This is a genomic window from Sphingomonas faeni (genome assembly GCF_024273235.1).
Classification (GTDB): Bacteria; Pseudomonadota; Alphaproteobacteria; order Sphingomonadales; family Sphingomonadaceae; genus Sphingomonas; species Sphingomonas faeni_A.
Map to the genome: position 1 here is coordinate 23,859 of NZ_JANBVH010000039.1, position 13,872 is coordinate 37,730.

Annotated in this window: 20 protein-coding genes; 2 read left to right on the forward strand and 18 right to left on the reverse strand. The window is 63.0% G+C overall.

The window, feature by feature from the left end; translation table 11 throughout:
• Window positions 1–6: 6 nt before the first annotated feature.
• The 7 genes from NLI89_RS17630 to NLI89_RS17660 all read right to left on the reverse strand — a co-directional run bounded on the left by NLI89_RS17630 (window position 7) and on the right by NLI89_RS17660 (window position 3,056).
• Window positions 7–1,080, reverse strand: a complete 1,074-nt coding sequence (locus NLI89_RS17630; RefSeq protein WP_254688175.1) for a tyrosine-type recombinase/integrase — start codon at window positions 1,078–1,080, stop codon at window positions 7–9.
• The gene (locus tag NLI89_RS17635; protein ID WP_056053994.1) at window positions 1,077–1,268 is read right to left on the reverse strand and encodes a hypothetical protein; all 192 of its coding nucleotides are present in this window, start codon (window positions 1,266–1,268) and stop codon (window positions 1,077–1,079) included. Before NLI89_RS17635 ends, NLI89_RS17630 begins: the two co-directional genes overlap by 4 nt.
• Before the next feature lie 3 nt (window positions 1,269–1,271).
• Complete coding sequence (locus NLI89_RS17640; protein ID WP_254688176.1) at window positions 1,272–1,787, reverse strand: hypothetical protein; 516 nt, start codon at window positions 1,785–1,787, stop codon at window positions 1,272–1,274.
• Window positions 1,788–2,016: 229 nt separating this feature from the next.
• Window positions 2,017–2,214 (reverse strand): hypothetical protein, encoded by a 198-nt coding sequence (locus NLI89_RS17645; RefSeq protein ID WP_254688177.1) that lies wholly within the window; start codon window positions 2,212–2,214, stop codon window positions 2,017–2,019.
• The gene (locus tag NLI89_RS17650; protein WP_254688178.1) at window positions 2,211–2,408 is read right to left on the reverse strand and encodes a hypothetical protein; all 198 of its coding nucleotides are present in this window, start codon (window positions 2,406–2,408) and stop codon (window positions 2,211–2,213) included. The genes NLI89_RS17645 and NLI89_RS17650 overlap by 4 nt, the downstream gene beginning before the upstream one ends.
• The gene (locus tag NLI89_RS17655; RefSeq protein WP_254688179.1) at window positions 2,405–2,662 is read right to left on the reverse strand and encodes a hypothetical protein; all 258 of its coding nucleotides are present in this window, start codon (window positions 2,660–2,662) and stop codon (window positions 2,405–2,407) included. Before NLI89_RS17655 ends, NLI89_RS17650 begins: the two co-directional genes overlap by 4 nt.
• A 1-nt stretch (window position 2,663) precedes the next feature.
• Window positions 2,664–3,056 (reverse strand): hypothetical protein, encoded by a 393-nt coding sequence (locus NLI89_RS17660; RefSeq protein ID WP_254688180.1) that lies wholly within the window; start codon window positions 3,054–3,056, stop codon window positions 2,664–2,666.
• Between the two features lie 272 nt (window positions 3,057–3,328).
• Between NLI89_RS17660 and NLI89_RS17665 the strand changes: the two genes are divergently transcribed.
• Entirely contained in the window at window positions 3,329–3,544 is a 216-nt protein-coding gene (locus NLI89_RS17665) for a helix-turn-helix transcriptional regulator (protein WP_368077296.1), read from the forward strand.
• A gap of 641 nt (window positions 3,545–4,185) precedes the next feature.
• On the opposite strand, the gene NLI89_RS17670 is transcribed toward NLI89_RS17665, so the two are convergent.
• The 10 genes from NLI89_RS17670 to NLI89_RS17710 all read right to left on the reverse strand — a co-directional run bounded on the left by NLI89_RS17670 (window position 4,186) and on the right by NLI89_RS17710 (window position 11,382).
• Complete coding sequence (locus tag NLI89_RS17670; RefSeq protein ID WP_254688181.1) at window positions 4,186–4,530, reverse strand: hypothetical protein; 345 nt, start codon at window positions 4,528–4,530, stop codon at window positions 4,186–4,188.
• A 196-nt stretch (window positions 4,531–4,726) separates the two neighbouring features.
• Window positions 4,727–5,227, reverse strand: coding sequence for a Panacea domain-containing protein (locus NLI89_RS17675; RefSeq protein WP_254688182.1), 501 nt, complete (start codon window positions 5,225–5,227; stop codon window positions 4,727–4,729).
• 158 nt (window positions 5,228–5,385) lie between these two features.
• Window positions 5,386–6,144 carry a hypothetical protein gene (locus NLI89_RS17680; protein ID WP_254688183.1) on the reverse strand — a complete coding sequence of 253 codons (759 nt, stop codon included), beginning with the start codon at window positions 6,142–6,144 and terminating at the stop codon, window positions 5,386–5,388.
• Between the two features lie 344 nt (window positions 6,145–6,488).
• A complete protein-coding gene (locus tag NLI89_RS17685) occupies window positions 6,489–8,492 on the reverse strand; it encodes a head maturation protease, ClpP-related (protein WP_368077294.1) in 2,004 nt (667 codons plus the stop codon).
• Window positions 8,440–8,709 (reverse strand): helix-turn-helix domain-containing protein, encoded by a 270-nt coding sequence (locus NLI89_RS21925; protein ID WP_368077295.1) that lies wholly within the window; start codon window positions 8,707–8,709, stop codon window positions 8,440–8,442. The genes NLI89_RS17685 and NLI89_RS21925 overlap by 53 nt, the downstream gene beginning before the upstream one ends.
• On the reverse strand, window positions 8,666–8,836 hold the full coding sequence (locus tag NLI89_RS17690; protein WP_254688185.1) for a hypothetical protein: 171 nt from the start codon (window positions 8,834–8,836) through the stop codon (window positions 8,666–8,668). Before NLI89_RS17690 ends, NLI89_RS21925 begins: the two co-directional genes overlap by 44 nt.
• 170 nt (window positions 8,837–9,006) lie before the next feature.
• The gene (locus NLI89_RS17695; protein WP_254688186.1) at window positions 9,007–9,213 is read right to left on the reverse strand and encodes a hypothetical protein; all 207 of its coding nucleotides are present in this window, start codon (window positions 9,211–9,213) and stop codon (window positions 9,007–9,009) included.
• Complete coding sequence (locus NLI89_RS17700; protein ID WP_254688187.1) at window positions 9,210–9,914, reverse strand: hypothetical protein; 705 nt, start codon at window positions 9,912–9,914, stop codon at window positions 9,210–9,212. Before NLI89_RS17700 ends, NLI89_RS17695 begins: the two co-directional genes overlap by 4 nt.
• On the reverse strand, window positions 9,820–10,569 hold the full coding sequence (locus NLI89_RS17705) for a helix-turn-helix domain-containing protein (protein ID WP_302675850.1): 750 nt from the start codon (window positions 10,567–10,569) through the stop codon (window positions 9,820–9,822). The genes NLI89_RS17700 and NLI89_RS17705 overlap by 95 nt, the downstream gene beginning before the upstream one ends.
• Before the next feature lie 498 nt (window positions 10,570–11,067).
• Window positions 11,068–11,382, reverse strand: coding sequence for a hypothetical protein (locus NLI89_RS17710; RefSeq protein ID WP_254688189.1), 315 nt, complete (start codon window positions 11,380–11,382; stop codon window positions 11,068–11,070).
• Window positions 11,383–11,453: 71 nt separating this feature from the next.
• Between NLI89_RS17710 and NLI89_RS17715 the strand changes: the two genes are divergently transcribed.
• A complete protein-coding gene (locus tag NLI89_RS17715) occupies window positions 11,454–11,882 on the forward strand; it encodes a CBS domain-containing protein (protein ID WP_254688190.1) in 429 nt (142 codons plus the stop codon).
• 122 nt (window positions 11,883–12,004) lie between these two features.
• On the opposite strand, the gene NLI89_RS17720 is transcribed toward NLI89_RS17715, so the two are convergent.
• Window positions 12,005–13,498 (reverse strand): lipopolysaccharide biosynthesis protein, encoded by a 1,494-nt coding sequence (locus NLI89_RS17720; RefSeq protein ID WP_254688192.1) that lies wholly within the window; start codon window positions 13,496–13,498, stop codon window positions 12,005–12,007.
• Between the last annotated feature and the right edge of the window lie 374 nt (window positions 13,499–13,872).

A 13,872-nucleotide genomic window follows, 5' to 3' on the forward strand; every position in this document is an offset into this window, starting at 1 on the left:
CTCGGTTTACGCAGACTCTGCAGGGGGTTGCGACATAGCCTTGGCTACCCGGAGAGTCCGGTTAGCCAAAACCATTTCCATTGCTTCGTCAGCCAGATCCGCGCGAGCGCCCGTCCCAGCGTAGCGAAGGTATTCCTTCTCGGTCTTGTGACCGGTGATAGCCATGCCCTGCTCGTTCGAGCAGCCGGCGTCCTTGCATCGTCGCGCCGCCGACTTGCGTAGGCCATGCGGCGAGCAATGCGGAAGGCCTGCCGCGATGCAAGCGCGCTTGAACATCCCATAGAAGCCCTTGGGGGTGTACGGTTCGCCCCCCTTGGTCTCCAACAACGTCTCAGCGCCAAGCGGACCGGCCGCCAGGGCGTCTCGCAGCGGCGGGACCACCGGAACGTCCACTGCGGTGCTGGTCTTGCTCTGGTCGAGCCTAATCCGGCCTTCAGCGATCGTCTCTTGGGTCATGAACCGGACGTCTCCGCTGCGCTGAGCTCCGTAGAGCAGCATTGCGAAGGCGAGGCGGGGTTTGGTGCCGAGCGGGTGCTTAGCTTCGAAGGCCTCTAATTCGTCCTCGGTCCACCGATGATAGCCGTCGGACACGGCCTTGGGAGGCTTGGTGTCGCGGACTGGGTCAAAGCCATGCGGGACAAGTTTGGCGCGACGGGCAATGACGAACAGCTGCGCGAATAGCTTCCGTAGCCGCGCCGCCGCGTGGGGGCGATCGCGCATCAGCGTCATCAGGCGCGCTAGCCGCTCCGAATCGAACATAAGGATAGGGTCGTCGCCGAACTTCGTTCGCAGCCGTTCCAGGACACCGCGGTAAACCGCTTGGGTCGACGGCCGGAGGTCAAGGAAGTTGTTATCGGCATAGTAGCGGATGATCACGTCAGAGACGCTGCCAGGCCTCGTGCGGCCGGCGCCGATAGGTGCGGGCTCGGTCGACAGGCATGCCGCGTACTCGCGCTCAAAGGCCTTCGTGCCGTGTGGTTCTTTGAAGTAGTGAACCGGATAACCGGTTCGGCGGAAACGGTACCGCCGCTTGTCGTGCCGATCGACAAAGCTGGAAACGTAGGCGAGCTTCTTCTTCATAGCCCACCGAACGCATCGAGACGTGCATCGAGGTCATTATCGGCGATCAGCGGGCGGTCGCCGGCAGCTGGAACAATCTCCATCGTGCCGTCGGGCCGGATCAGAACGGCCACCTTAACGCCCGCCGCCAGCGCACCTTTAAAGGCGCGAGTCACGTCGCTTTGATTGAAGGCGGCGCGGCGGCTCATCGATCAGGCTGCCTGCTGCTCATCATTGGAAGGGATATCGCCGTTCAAAACCAATTCCAGCGCAAGTAGCGTCTTGTTGATCAGGCGGCGGAATGGGATCACGAGGGGCGACATTCCGCTCCAATCCGAAACGATCGCGTGTCCGATATCCTTTTCCTCGACCATTTCGATCCAGAGGCTTGAGTCTGCACCGTGATGCGCTGTCGGTTTACGGCGCACGACGGCGAATGGACCACCTTCCCAGCGCCATTTACCCGCCGCCGCGTTCTCAGACAGGACAGCTTTGATCTCGTCCAGTAGGCCGGGCCGCAAGGTGTTGACGATTAGGGCCGCAGGGCCGGCCGCTATGGACATTTCCATGGTCAACTGGCGCATGATGACGAGCGCAAGGGCATCGGCCACGTCATAGCGACGATGACCAGTGCCGCGGGTCTCACCAAGCGCCAGACCCCAGCTGTGAACGGTCGTCGGCGCGACGCGGGCCGCCCCATAAATAACGCCCCCACGCAGGTTGCTCATTTTCTCGAGTTTCGACATATCAGACCTCGGTTTCTACGAGAGCCCGGATAAACGAGCGCGGCGCTATCCGCAAGCGATTTATCCGAGTGCTCGTATATTTCGTACACAAGGTTTGGACATCCGACCGCCGGCTTTTCCACCATTGGTGGTAAAGTGATCGGCGCCGGATCGCCATATCGTGTTCTCCATGCGCAGGGCCCCGCCGCGCCGTAGCGGGCGGGGCAGGGTGTTAGGCGTTGGGGTCCGCCAGTATCAGCAGGTCACGAGCAAGGTTGCTGGCGAGGGTTCCCAGTCCCTCGACTGCCGTACCGGCATTCACTGTGTCCGGGTCGGCTTGCAGAGCCTCGGCCAGGAAGTCGCACAGAGATGCGATCTCCGATGCCCGTTGTCCGAGCGCAGCCGCCTCGCCTTCTTGGAGCCGGATCATGCCTCTGCACTCCGGCGAAGGGGCGCAATGATTTCCTCCAACTGGTCGTTAAGGTCGGACAGCATCAGTGCGACCCCGCGCAGCGCCTCGCCGACTGGCGTGTCCAGAGGTTCGGCAATCAAGCCCGCGATGGCTTCCGCATGTCCGAGGCGACGTTGCAGCGCCTCTAGCGCATCCCGATTGCCGCCGGTCACGACTGCGACTCCACCGCGATCGATTTCGCTTCGATCTGCTCGCATTGCCCAAGAGCAACCTCGACAAGATCCTGCTGGATCTCAATCAACCGTTCAATCTTGCCGATCTCTTCGGCCAAATCGGGCTGGCCGGGGAAGCTGAACCCTCCGAATTGCGCAAGTAGAACGTCGCTCAGCGCTTCGAGCCGCCAGAGCGTCGACTGAACCTTGCGAGCAAGCTGGAAAGCCTCTTTGACTTGGGGCTGCATATCCATCTCAGCGACCCTCCGAAGCTGCGATGTCGGTCAGAAAGCCAAGTGCTCGCTTTGATAGCGGGGAATCATCGTTGACTGCTTGAAACCAGATCGCGAACTCGCGGACGGTTATCGGCGTAGCGTCACGGCAAGCCTCAAGGGCGGCGAGGTATTCGTTTTCGACCCTATCGAACAAGGCTGGCTGTTCGAACTCGGCTTCTTCGTACAGCGCATTCAGTTGAGCCTCAGCGGCGAGGTACTTGGTGAAAACACCGGCGGGGGCAGGGGGCATGGAGGCTACGGTGATCGCTGGCACCGCGGCAACTATGCCTAAGGCACCAATAAATCCCAGTACGTTACGGCGTGAGGAGGTATTGGCCGCGACGGTGCGCGGCTCTAATGGAGCGGTAGCCATGATCGTTCTCCTGGAACGTTTGCGGTTAGAGCCGGGGCAAGGGTCCTACGCCTTGCTTCGGCTCGCAATATCTGACATTGGTTATTCATGATGTCAATTGGCAATGTCAGAAAAGGCCCGGGGCGCCCCGCCATCAACGCGACTCCGGTAACGGTCCGGTTCCCCCCTGATCAGCTTGCGCAGCTGGACGGCTGGATAGCGTCTCAGCCTGCGCCGGCGCCCTCCCGGCCCGAAGCGATACGCCTCATTCTTCGTGAAAAGTTCGCTTGACCGTGAACATCGATCGCCGCGGTGATCGGCTGATTCGCATTCCTGAGGTCCGCCATCGCGTGGGTCTATCGAGGGCAAGCATTTACCGTCGAGAAGCGGACGGTACGTTTCCTCGCAAGGTGCGGCTGGGGCCTGCGTGTGTGGCCTGGTACGAGTCCGACATCGGAGAGTTCGTTTCCGATCCTATGGGTTATCGTCAGCCGACGGGCGATGAATGAGTTGCAGCGCAAAGTTCCAGGGAGACTGAGCGTGCTCAGCAAGCTCGCGGAGTGGCGGAAAGCTAGGGAATGGCGTCGAGCCGAACTCCACTGGCACAACAGCAACCCGTCCCAGTTCACCCCAATTGATGATCCTTGGGTTTTGCGGCGCCTCAAGGACGATGCCTTCAATACTCAGTTGGGCGATGTCGGAAACACCGGCGCCGCGCCGTGGCGTCGGATCGCAGTAGAGCGAGAAATGAGGCGGCGGGATGCTTGGGCAGCCCCCGCCGGGCGAGCGTATTGGATCAGCCTAGGCGCTCTCCTGGTTGCGATCGCTTCCCTACTCGTCTCCGCGCTTCGATTTCATTCGCAGCCGCCGGGACTGGTCAAATCGGAGCCGTCACAAACGCGGCCGGTCGCCGCTATGGTTCATCCTCCACTGGAGGTTGAGCGTCCGACGGCCCCAAATGTGGGGCGGTTGCAGGGCACGCGGGCGGCAATGAATTGATACACACCTTACGCAAGCTATCGCTTGCATATATCGAACGATAACAGTGAGTTAGGCGAAATGTGTTGTGTGGGACAACGTGTTACGTTTTGTCCCACAATGTCCCACGCGCTAAATCAATGGCTTACGTGTGGGACATTGTCCCACGTTATCACCGGCCGAATGTTTCCGTCACGGTTTTGACGGTCTCCATCGCGACCTTCAGATGCTCCGGCAGGAGCTCATCTTTGTTGCGATCGCCGATAGCCCGGAAGACGCCTTTGAGGACAAGAGCGATCAGGGCGACTGAAGCGCCAACAGACGCGATCAAGATGGCCGGTACGGCATGCGTACGCGAGTTCAAAAGCCACCGCGGTTGTAGAATGAACGCGGTGACGGCCCCTCCACATAGCGCCAGGCAGAACAAAGCAGCGAAGACGATCGCGCCGATGCGAATCCAGTAGAGCGCGTCGACCTCAGCTTTGAGCGATTTTACGTACTCGTTCACGTCGGCCACCAGCTGCGCCTGCAGGCCAGTCTGCTCAGCAAAAACCTCGAGGCGGTCGAGGCGACCCGCTATCTCGGCGATATCTACGGTCCCGTCAGCAGGAGCCGCTGCAGTAGCCGCCTCTTCCGCTGCTCGGACTCGCCCAGCATGCCTGCGTAGCTGCGATAGATTGAGGCTTGTGCGAGTTCCGCCGCCTCCTGTTCCGCTATCCTGCGGCAACCGCCCGCTCATCACGCAGCGACACGAAATGCCGTTTGATCAGATCGTTTGGTATGTCTTTGTACGGGCCGGCCGTCGTGAAAATCTCAGTCCACGGAGTTCCTGGCTGGTGCATCAGACTAGACAAGGTGAAGGCGTGCATCGTCCCGTACTGGTCGACGACCGCATGGATCAGTTCGGTCTCGTCCGCGCCGAATGCTTCGCTGAAAGGCAGTCCCGACGCCTTATCGACGATGACCTCGTGAACAGGCGCCGATCCAAACCGCGAGAGGGGCTTGTAGATATGCGGGTACACCGGGCCGTATTGCCATGCCTGGACGTTCTGACGGACGATTGGGCGATCAAGCAATGCCAGGCCCCAACCTTGAACGAGGTAGACGAGCTTGATCAGCTGCATCACGGTAAACCGCTGGCCGCGCTGCTGTCCGTAGCGAATGATTTCGTTTGCTACGGCGCGCGCGTCGTGGAGCGCGGGTGTGTCTGACACGATGCCCTCCTAGCCATGGGTGCCTAACCGGGCGCTCGATCTGAGCCGGTATTCGTGCTCAACATATAGAGCACCGCATGGTTTCGCGCAATTGATGGAACCGCAACCTGTTCCCTGATGTGAGAACAGCACTTTCCCTCACTTTTGAGGGAAAGGCGTTACGTCAAAGTGGACGTGGTCTTCGGCTCGCCCAGCATAACGTCGAAGGTGCCGGGATCTCGCGCTACGCGCCGTCGGACATCGATCGCCGCCAGAAGGCTTGGTGCCAGTGCTCGAACGCGATACGCATATCGGACATGGTTGAAACCGGTCTCGCACAAGCTTGGCGGGTTCGAGCAATCGAAGATCAGCCGCCCCCATTCCCGTTCGGTGCCCAGATAGCGCTTCACCATGCCGGTTGCGAAGATTCGCCACCACCAGGCGAACCGCATTTCCGGCGCGTAGGCTTTCCAGAGGTCGTCCAAGTCGAACGCGAACAGGTCGCCAGGTCGGATGGTCGCCAAGCGGTCCACCACGCACCACCGCGTTTCATCTGGTATCACTCCAAGCATGCAGTCCCCGGAGAGCCGCACGATCGAATACCGCTGGCCTGGAAAAAAGAACGAGTGAAGCCACGTTGGCTCGATCGGCTCCAAAACTTCCGGCGCTGGAGCTGCCGGCTCAACCTCGACCCACCGCAAGCCGCTGTGGTCTATCTGATTGGTGCTTCGCCGATAGCCGCTAGGCGCGTCCGCTGGTGAGGCAGCGATGGCCTGGAATGCTGCATTCGCCGCGAACGAAAGGGCGGTGGCAGTAATAGCGGTTGCCGCAGCCGTCCCGACAATATTAGCCAAGAAAGCCGGCGTAAGCTGAGGTGCATACACCGCAATTGCCACGGCGATCGCGACGACCGCGACGGTCTTTATTACCTTGCCCATGACGCCTCCTATGGTGCGGCTGCCGACAGTGCCCCGCATGGCGCTATCGGCTTGCGGCCCGCCGTGTGCCGCCGCGTCAGGATGTACCCAGGATGAGACCAGCCCGAGCGCGGTCCTTGATGACGCGGAGTATCCGCGCTTCGCTTTCATTGAGGTGCGGACACTTCTCAATGTCCGCACCGGGTGTCCGCACTTTGTCCGCACCAATAATGGCTGATTCCTGCCGTTTATGGTGCGGACATTTCAAAGTGCGGACCCCTTTGGAAATTGGTGGCTGGGGATCACACACGCCTAAGCTCCCCTTGTTACAAAGGGGCTGCAAGGGGACCCGAAGGCCCCCGCCATCATGCCTGCCCGGGGTTCTTGTAAGCCGCCTTCGGGTCGAGCACGCCCGCGCCGAAGTCGTGGCGAACCTTCCACTCGATGCCGTCGACGCGGAAGCCGTCTTGGCTCTCGGTGAAGGGCTCGCGGTTCCCGTTCAGGTAGACGCTGACGAACGCGGGCCAGATTTCCGGATCCGGGAAGAGATACCACGCCGCCGGGTTGACCAAGCGAGGGTCGGCGATCGGCTCGAGCTTGCCCGCGAAGGGGTTCGCCACGTCGCCGGTGAAGGACGTTACCGCCGTGCTGCCCGATCCGGTGGTTACGGTCGAGGGGACCGTGGCGCTTGAAACGAGCGTCTCGGCCGCCGTCTGAAGCCCGGTCGGAACCAGCAGGAACTTCGGCTGCACGTCGATCAGCGTTACGTTGTCGCGGTCCTTCTGACTCCGCATCGCCTGCCGGGCTGCATCGAGCGTGGCGATCGTGGGGGGCCCGCCGGCCCCAGCCAAGTTTCCGTGCTGCGCGTCGAACCACGGAATGCCGTCACGCAGGGGAATGTTGCTGTTGATCGTGGCGGCGAGGATCGTTGCTTCCATCTGCGAGGCGGCGAATGCCATTACCTGCACGATGTCCGCCAGCGCGCCGAGGCTGTCATTGATCAGCATCTGACGGCTGAAGTTGATGATGTTGCCGAACGTTTGCAGCTGGTAGCTGCCGCTGCTCTCACTCAGCGTCTTGTTCTTGAACTCGCCCGCCTCGTTGACCTGGTCGAGCGAGCCGAAGCCGCTCATCTGGATTCCGACCTGCTCCTTGAAGTTGGGAGCATCGCGGATCGCCGTCAGTCGCTTCAGCTGAGATTCCTGCGCTCGGTAGCGCGCGACCAACGCCGCATCGACGCCCGCCTGCATGATCAGCGGGAAGTCGCTGGTCGTATGCGTGATGACGGTTGCGCGCGCGGTGAACGGGTTGGGTTGCATCGCCATGGCGGCAACGCGATCGGTGCTCATTCGATAGGCGTCCTGCACGCCGCTGCGGGAGAGGTGGTCGCGCGCCATATCCACGAGGGACATGCCTCGATATTCCGCCGATGCGCCCGCCGCCGGCTTATTCAGCAGCTTGGCCCCGATCGCGTCGCTCATTGCTTTCACGCGAACCGTCGGATCGTCCAGAGTCTGGTGCCCGCTGCCGCCGAACTGGTGGCCGATGTTGTGCCGATCGCCGTCGGTCGCGAGGTGGTCGAGGATCGAAGCCCGCGCCTGGTCGAGATCGATGCCGCGCGTGATGAGGTCCTGCGTGACGTTCTGAGGGACGCGGTGCTTTGCGCCCAGCGCCATGATGGTCGAGATGCGGGTACGCTCGAGCGTAACCGCCGCCTGCGTGTCGTCGGTGAGGGGGGGCATGTTCGTTCCTTTCAAGGCAACGGGTGTGTGACGGAAGCCAAAGGCAGAGACGTTCGCCATCGCTGCGATTTTCAGGTCGGGGGCGATCCGGTCCGCGAAGCCTTGCTCCACCGCCTGCGCTGCGCTCATCCAGGTTTCGGCGCCGAGCATGGCGACGAGCTCGTCTTCTCCGATCCCGCTTCGCTTGCCGTAGATCCCGACAAGCTGGTCGCGGATGCGATCTAGCTTATCAGCGGCCGCCCGAAGCTCGGGCGCATCGCCAATCGCTACATCCCAGGGGTTATGAATCATCAGCATCGACGCTTCGGCCATCACGCATTCGTCGCAGGCCGCGGCGATCGCGGATGCCATCGAGGCCGCGAGGCCGTCGACGTAGGCCGTTACCTTCCAGCGATAGTCGCGAATGGCCGCGATGATCGCGAGCCCTTCCATGACGTAACCGCCGGGCGAATTGATGCGAAGGGATAGGGGGCCGGAGGCGGCGCGGATCAGCGGGGCGATGGTCTTCGAGTCGAGCTTGTCGAACTCATCACCGATCACGCCGTACAGGATTATCTCTGCCATGACGGCAGGGTTACGCGATCCCGTCCCGCGCCTCGCCTGACATATGGGAGCATATGGGAGCATTGGCCGGACTGCGCATTGAGCGCCTGAAGGCCAGCAGGTCGCCCCACTGGTAGCGGACCCGCCCGCCGGGGGAAAGGTCGCATGCGATCAGCTTCGCCCGCCGCCACCGTGCAAGCGTCTTGGGGTGAACCCGAAGCGCCGCCGCCGCCTGCGCCTCGGTCATAACCTCCGGGTCAGCCACGATCCGCGGCCCGGTACCGGACGAAGGCGGCGACATACACCGGCGCGGTAAGGCCGGGCCGGGGCAGGTCGCCCGCCCGCATCCGGAGTGCGACCCAGCCGTCTGACATGCCGAGCAACCAGGCAACTTCGCGCCGCGTCATGGCGGCAGTCTCTATACTCATAATTGTACCCCTCGAATACTTGGGAATGGCTGAATTCCGCCGTTTTAATACTGGCGGCGGCGGCACCCTGTGGAAGGCCATGGCTAGAAAAGACCTGCGACATTGCTCCCCTCACTACGCCCGATCCCGACAGGGACCCGGAGGGCGGGGGGCGGCGAGGTGCCGCCGCCCTAGCTGAGTTGCCCTCGCCTCCATTCGGCCCCGGCCGTGTCCAGCCCGTGCTGCATCAGCTCGATCGCGGCCTCTTCGCCGAAGTGCCGTTGAAGGATGGCAGCTGCCGCGCTCATGAGGACGGACGCTGCCCGAGCCGGTTCGTCGGTTCGGTCTAGCGCTCGCTGCAATAGGTCTTTCGCAATCGTCTCGTGCTCGATGTTCATCGGTCATCTCCGTCGATAGTTGGGTCAGCTGCCCCGGGCTCGAGGTTGAAGGTGCTGCCATCAGCACGGCACCGCATCGCCATGCCAAACTTGCGCATGTTCCGATTGAATGCCGCGATGTCCGAGGCTGGTATGCGATCGTCCTCAGGTGCAACGTCAGCGACCACTCGCTCCCAAGGCCTCGCGCTCTGGTCCGGCCTCGATCGCCCCTCGATGACCATCGCCATTGCCTCGAGGCGGTAGGTCTCTTCCCGTCTGGTCGCGACCATCGGGTCGGCGATGGCCCGTATCTGGCCCACGGCTGGCATGAAGCCACGTTCGGAACGCTTAATCGCCTCGTCGATGGCGTATGCCAGCACGTCATGGGGCAGATCCCAGAGCAGCCGTCCGGTTTCCTGCAGCCATGCAGCGGCGCGGTCAGGATCCTTCTCGTGACCGTGTGCCATTGCCATGCTGGAGAGCCGTTTCTTCAGCCAGTCGCGGGGGCACGGCGCCAGCGACGCGCGATAGACGCGAGCACCTTCGACAACCTGCCGGCGTTCCTCGCTCGATACGATCGAGAACATCGCATCGGCAGCGTTCCATGGCGTGCTGCGGAAGCGGTTGTCAGCCAAAGTCGACGCGATCGTGGGCGGCAAGGACGGCGTCGCCGACGGCGTGGTGATTTGCCGGCGATCGTCGAGTCGAGCGAGATTGTTCATTTTGGGGATCCTTGATTGGGAAGAGGCCGAGCCAAAGCTCGCGCGTCGATTGGTCGAGGACATCGCCAGGCGGATGGCCTGCGTCGGCAAGCTTCCGAAGGTGCTCAATGCTGAGGGCGAGCGCGCGGCTGGTTGGTTTCGCGCCCTTCGTCCGGCGCATCTCCAGCCAGCCCTCCCAAGCTTCCACGGGGATCCAGTCCGGCAGCTTTACCACCACCGGTGGAGAAGCCCGGGCGGATCGCGCAGCGCTCTTCGGAGAAGACGAAGTCTTCGAAGAAGATTGGTTGTTCTTGGCTATTAGGGTGTCAGTGGGACGGGTCTTAACGTCATCCGCGACGGGCGTCGCATTGACGGGCGTCGGACTGACGCCCGTCACACTGACGGGTTTGGCATCGTCCAAAACGGGATGAACGGTATAGATCGCAGTCTCGTGCCGACGCTGGCGCTGCTGGATATGACCGGCCTCGACCAAACGACGGATAGCGCGTTGCACGGTGCGCTCGGACTTGCCCAACTTCTCCACGAGGTGAGCGATTGAGGGCCACGCCTTGCCGTCCTTTGCCATGAAGGCGAGGCGAACCAGCACAGCGCGCTCGTGCTCGTCCAGGCCGGGAACGTCGTACGCGTCCCGGATCAGGTCAAACCCGTCCCTCATGCGCCAGACCTCAGTCCAAGCGCCGCCATGCACGCTGCCTGAATCACTTGGAGGCTTTCCGGGCAAGTCGGGCAACGGCTGCCTGCCGGCGGTCAAGCTCAGACCCGATAGCGCTGCCGATCGTCGTGAACGAAATTGCAGACGAAAACGGGTTGATGTAAAGTGGGATGAACCTCTCGCCAGCCAGCCTGTGGTTTTTAGCCCTCGCAGCGGTTCGAGCCGCCGCGGGGGCTTTTACTTTTCGGCTCGGTGGAGCGCCCGAAAGGTTAGCCAATTTGGCCGGGACGCCGAGGGAGATAACCATAGCAGAGCTTCCAGTTAGCCTGCTTAAGTCATTGTAATCCGCGCAAGGTTGATGCCCTCACGGGGCATCCAGCCACCACCATCCCATTCTCGCCAGTCAAGTGACGTCGCCCTCGCGCGCATCGCTGGACAGGGTATTCGGCACCGACGCACAGTTCGACCATCAACGGCGTCGATCGAACGATCCCGCGATGCTCAGTCGATCCGCGTCACGTCCTCGTCGTGCCCGCTGCCCGAACTGAGGAAGGCGAGCCCCATCAGCAGGCCGGCCATCATCACCGATCCGCCGACCCCGCCGATCACCGCCAGCATCGTCACCAGATGCAGCGGTCCCTGCAGATGCGCCATCACCGCGATCACCGCCGCGACGCAGATCGCCGCGGCCAGCACCATCCACGCCATGATCTCCCGAAACCGCGCCCATGCGAACGCCGCATAATGCGGGTCGTCCAGTCCAGTCGGGAGTCCGGTCGGCGGGTCGGCCGGAGCGTTGGGCTGGCGATCGGTCATCGCTTCACATTGCCGCGCAAACATGGTTTCCTCAAGCCACGCGCAACAGACGCAGTTGAGGAGAGGCGAAGATGACGATCGCGGCGATCCTGAAGGACCGAAAGGGTGGCATCCAGTCGCTCACCCCCGATACGACCGTGGCGGAGGCGGTGGCCCTGCTCGCGGAGAAGCGGATCGGGGCGGCACCGGTGCTCGACGACGGCCGCGTGGTCGGCATCTTCTCCGAACGCGACGTCATCCACTGCCTGCAGGTGGATGGCGCCACGGCGTTAGCGCAGCGGATCGGCGACGTGATGACCACGGAGGTGAAGTCGGTCGGCCCGAGCGAGTCGGTCATCGGCGCGCTATCGCTGATGACCCAGCGCCGGATCCGTCATCTGCCCGTGATCGAGGGCGACACGCTCGTCGGATTCGTCTCGATCGGCGATCTCGTCAAATACCGCATCGACCGGATCGAAGCCGACGCCGCGGCGATGCGCGAATACATCCAGTCCGCCTGACCAAGGCTCGTCCGAGTATCCTCCCCCGCCAGGGGGAGGTGGACCGCAAAGCGGGACCAAGGGGGAGGATACGGAACCGCTGTTCGATCCCGCACCCGCGGCCTCAACCTTACGGTAGTCGCTCAACCCGCAACCGGCTGCTTCCGCACGACCGCAACCAGGTCCCGGATCGTCGACCGCGCAAACACCAGCATCCAGGTCGCATAGACCGCGGCCCCGACCGGCACGAGCACGGCCAGCCGCCAATGCGCATCGAGCGGCGGCAGGCCGCGGTCGACCAGCGTGACGATCGCCGCCATCGCGATCGCCGCGATCGCCGGCGCTGCGACCGCGCGCACTACGTCGCGCGCCCGCACGCCGATCACCGGCAAGGTCCGCCACGCGCTGATCGCCAAATACACCGGATACGCCGCGATCCAGGCGATCCCCATCCCTGTCGGGCCCCATTGCACGCCGACCAGGAACGCCATCGTCAGGATCAGCGCCCCGGTCGCGCCGTTCCTGACGCCGATCCCCGGCCGGCCGCGCGCATCGGACGCGGGCGTGAACAGCACTTGCAACGTCATGAACGGCATCGCCAGCGCGAGCAGGTGCACCACCGGCGCCGTCTCGCGCCATTTCTCGCCGAGCACGGTCAGCACCAGCGGCTCGGCGGTCGCGGCGAGCCCCATGTAGAACGGCATCGCGACGATCATCACCATCGCCGCGCCCTTCACGAACGCACGCCCGATCGCGTCGGGATCCCCTTGCATCCGGGCATAAGCCGAGAAGGCGACCTCGTTGAGCGGCGGCACGAACTTCGACACGAAGATCTGGGTGAGGAACAGGCTGGTCGTATAGATGCCGAGCATATGCGGGGAAAAGCTGCGCCCGGCGATGAACACGTCGGCCTGGCTTTGCAGGAACCAGAACAGCTGCCCCGCCGCCATGACCCCGCCATAGCGCGCGATCGTCCCCGCGCCGCGAAAATCGAAGCTCGGCCAGACCAGCGATCGCGCGCTCCACGTCATCATCGCGCCGCGCACACTGAACAGCACGATCGGTGCGAGCACCAACGTCCATACCCCCAGACCATAGAGTGCCCCGCCGAGCGCCGCACTGGCCGAGGCGATCGACGCGGTGATGTTCGCCTTGGCCTGGTGCCGGAAGTCCATCGAACGCGACAACAGCGCATAGGGGAGCGCGATGAACGGCGTCGTCAGATAGAGCAGCGCCTGGACGCGGAGCATGTCGCCGACGATCGGCTGGCGATAATAAGCGGACGCCAGTGGCGCGAGCGAGAGCTGGGCGACGGCGAGTCCCACGTTCAGGACGATCAGCATCCCGAACAGCTGGCGAACTTCGCGCTCGGTGATCTCCTTCTGCTGGATGAGCCCGCTCGCCAGCCCATAGCCGTTGAGCATCGCCATGAAGGTGAGGACCACCTGGCACATCGCGAACAGCCCGTAATCGGCGGGCGCGAGGATCCGGATCACCAGGAAGGTCGCGCACCATTGCACCATCTGCGCGACGATCTGGCTGCCCGATCGCCATATGAGCGCGCTGCGGACCTGTCCGGCAAGCGAGGTTGGTCCGGAGGGCGCGCCCAAAGCGTCCGAGGGCCCAGGCGCCGACATGGTTTCGGGCACGTTCGCCGGCGGGGGGGCAGGGATCGCGGTATCCATCGTATCGGGCATGTAGCGGTATGGGCCTTCACAAGCGCTTAAGGCGAGACCCTAAAGACGGATGGTGCATGTCGTAGGACGCGCGGCCACTCCTCGTGGACTCCCGGCGGCGGAATGAGGTGCAGTTACAAGCGGTTCTTAAGCACCCGGCTGGGCGGGCGTGGGCGTCATAAACGCGCCAACTCGAGAAAATTGCCACAAATGTGAAAGATTGTGTTTGACGGTCCCGCGAACCCCGCCTAGAGGGGTGTCACCGCAGCGGAGTGTCTCACCGGCCTCTACCGCGGTCGCAAAAAACCGGATGCTGCAAGCTTCTTCGAGAGGGG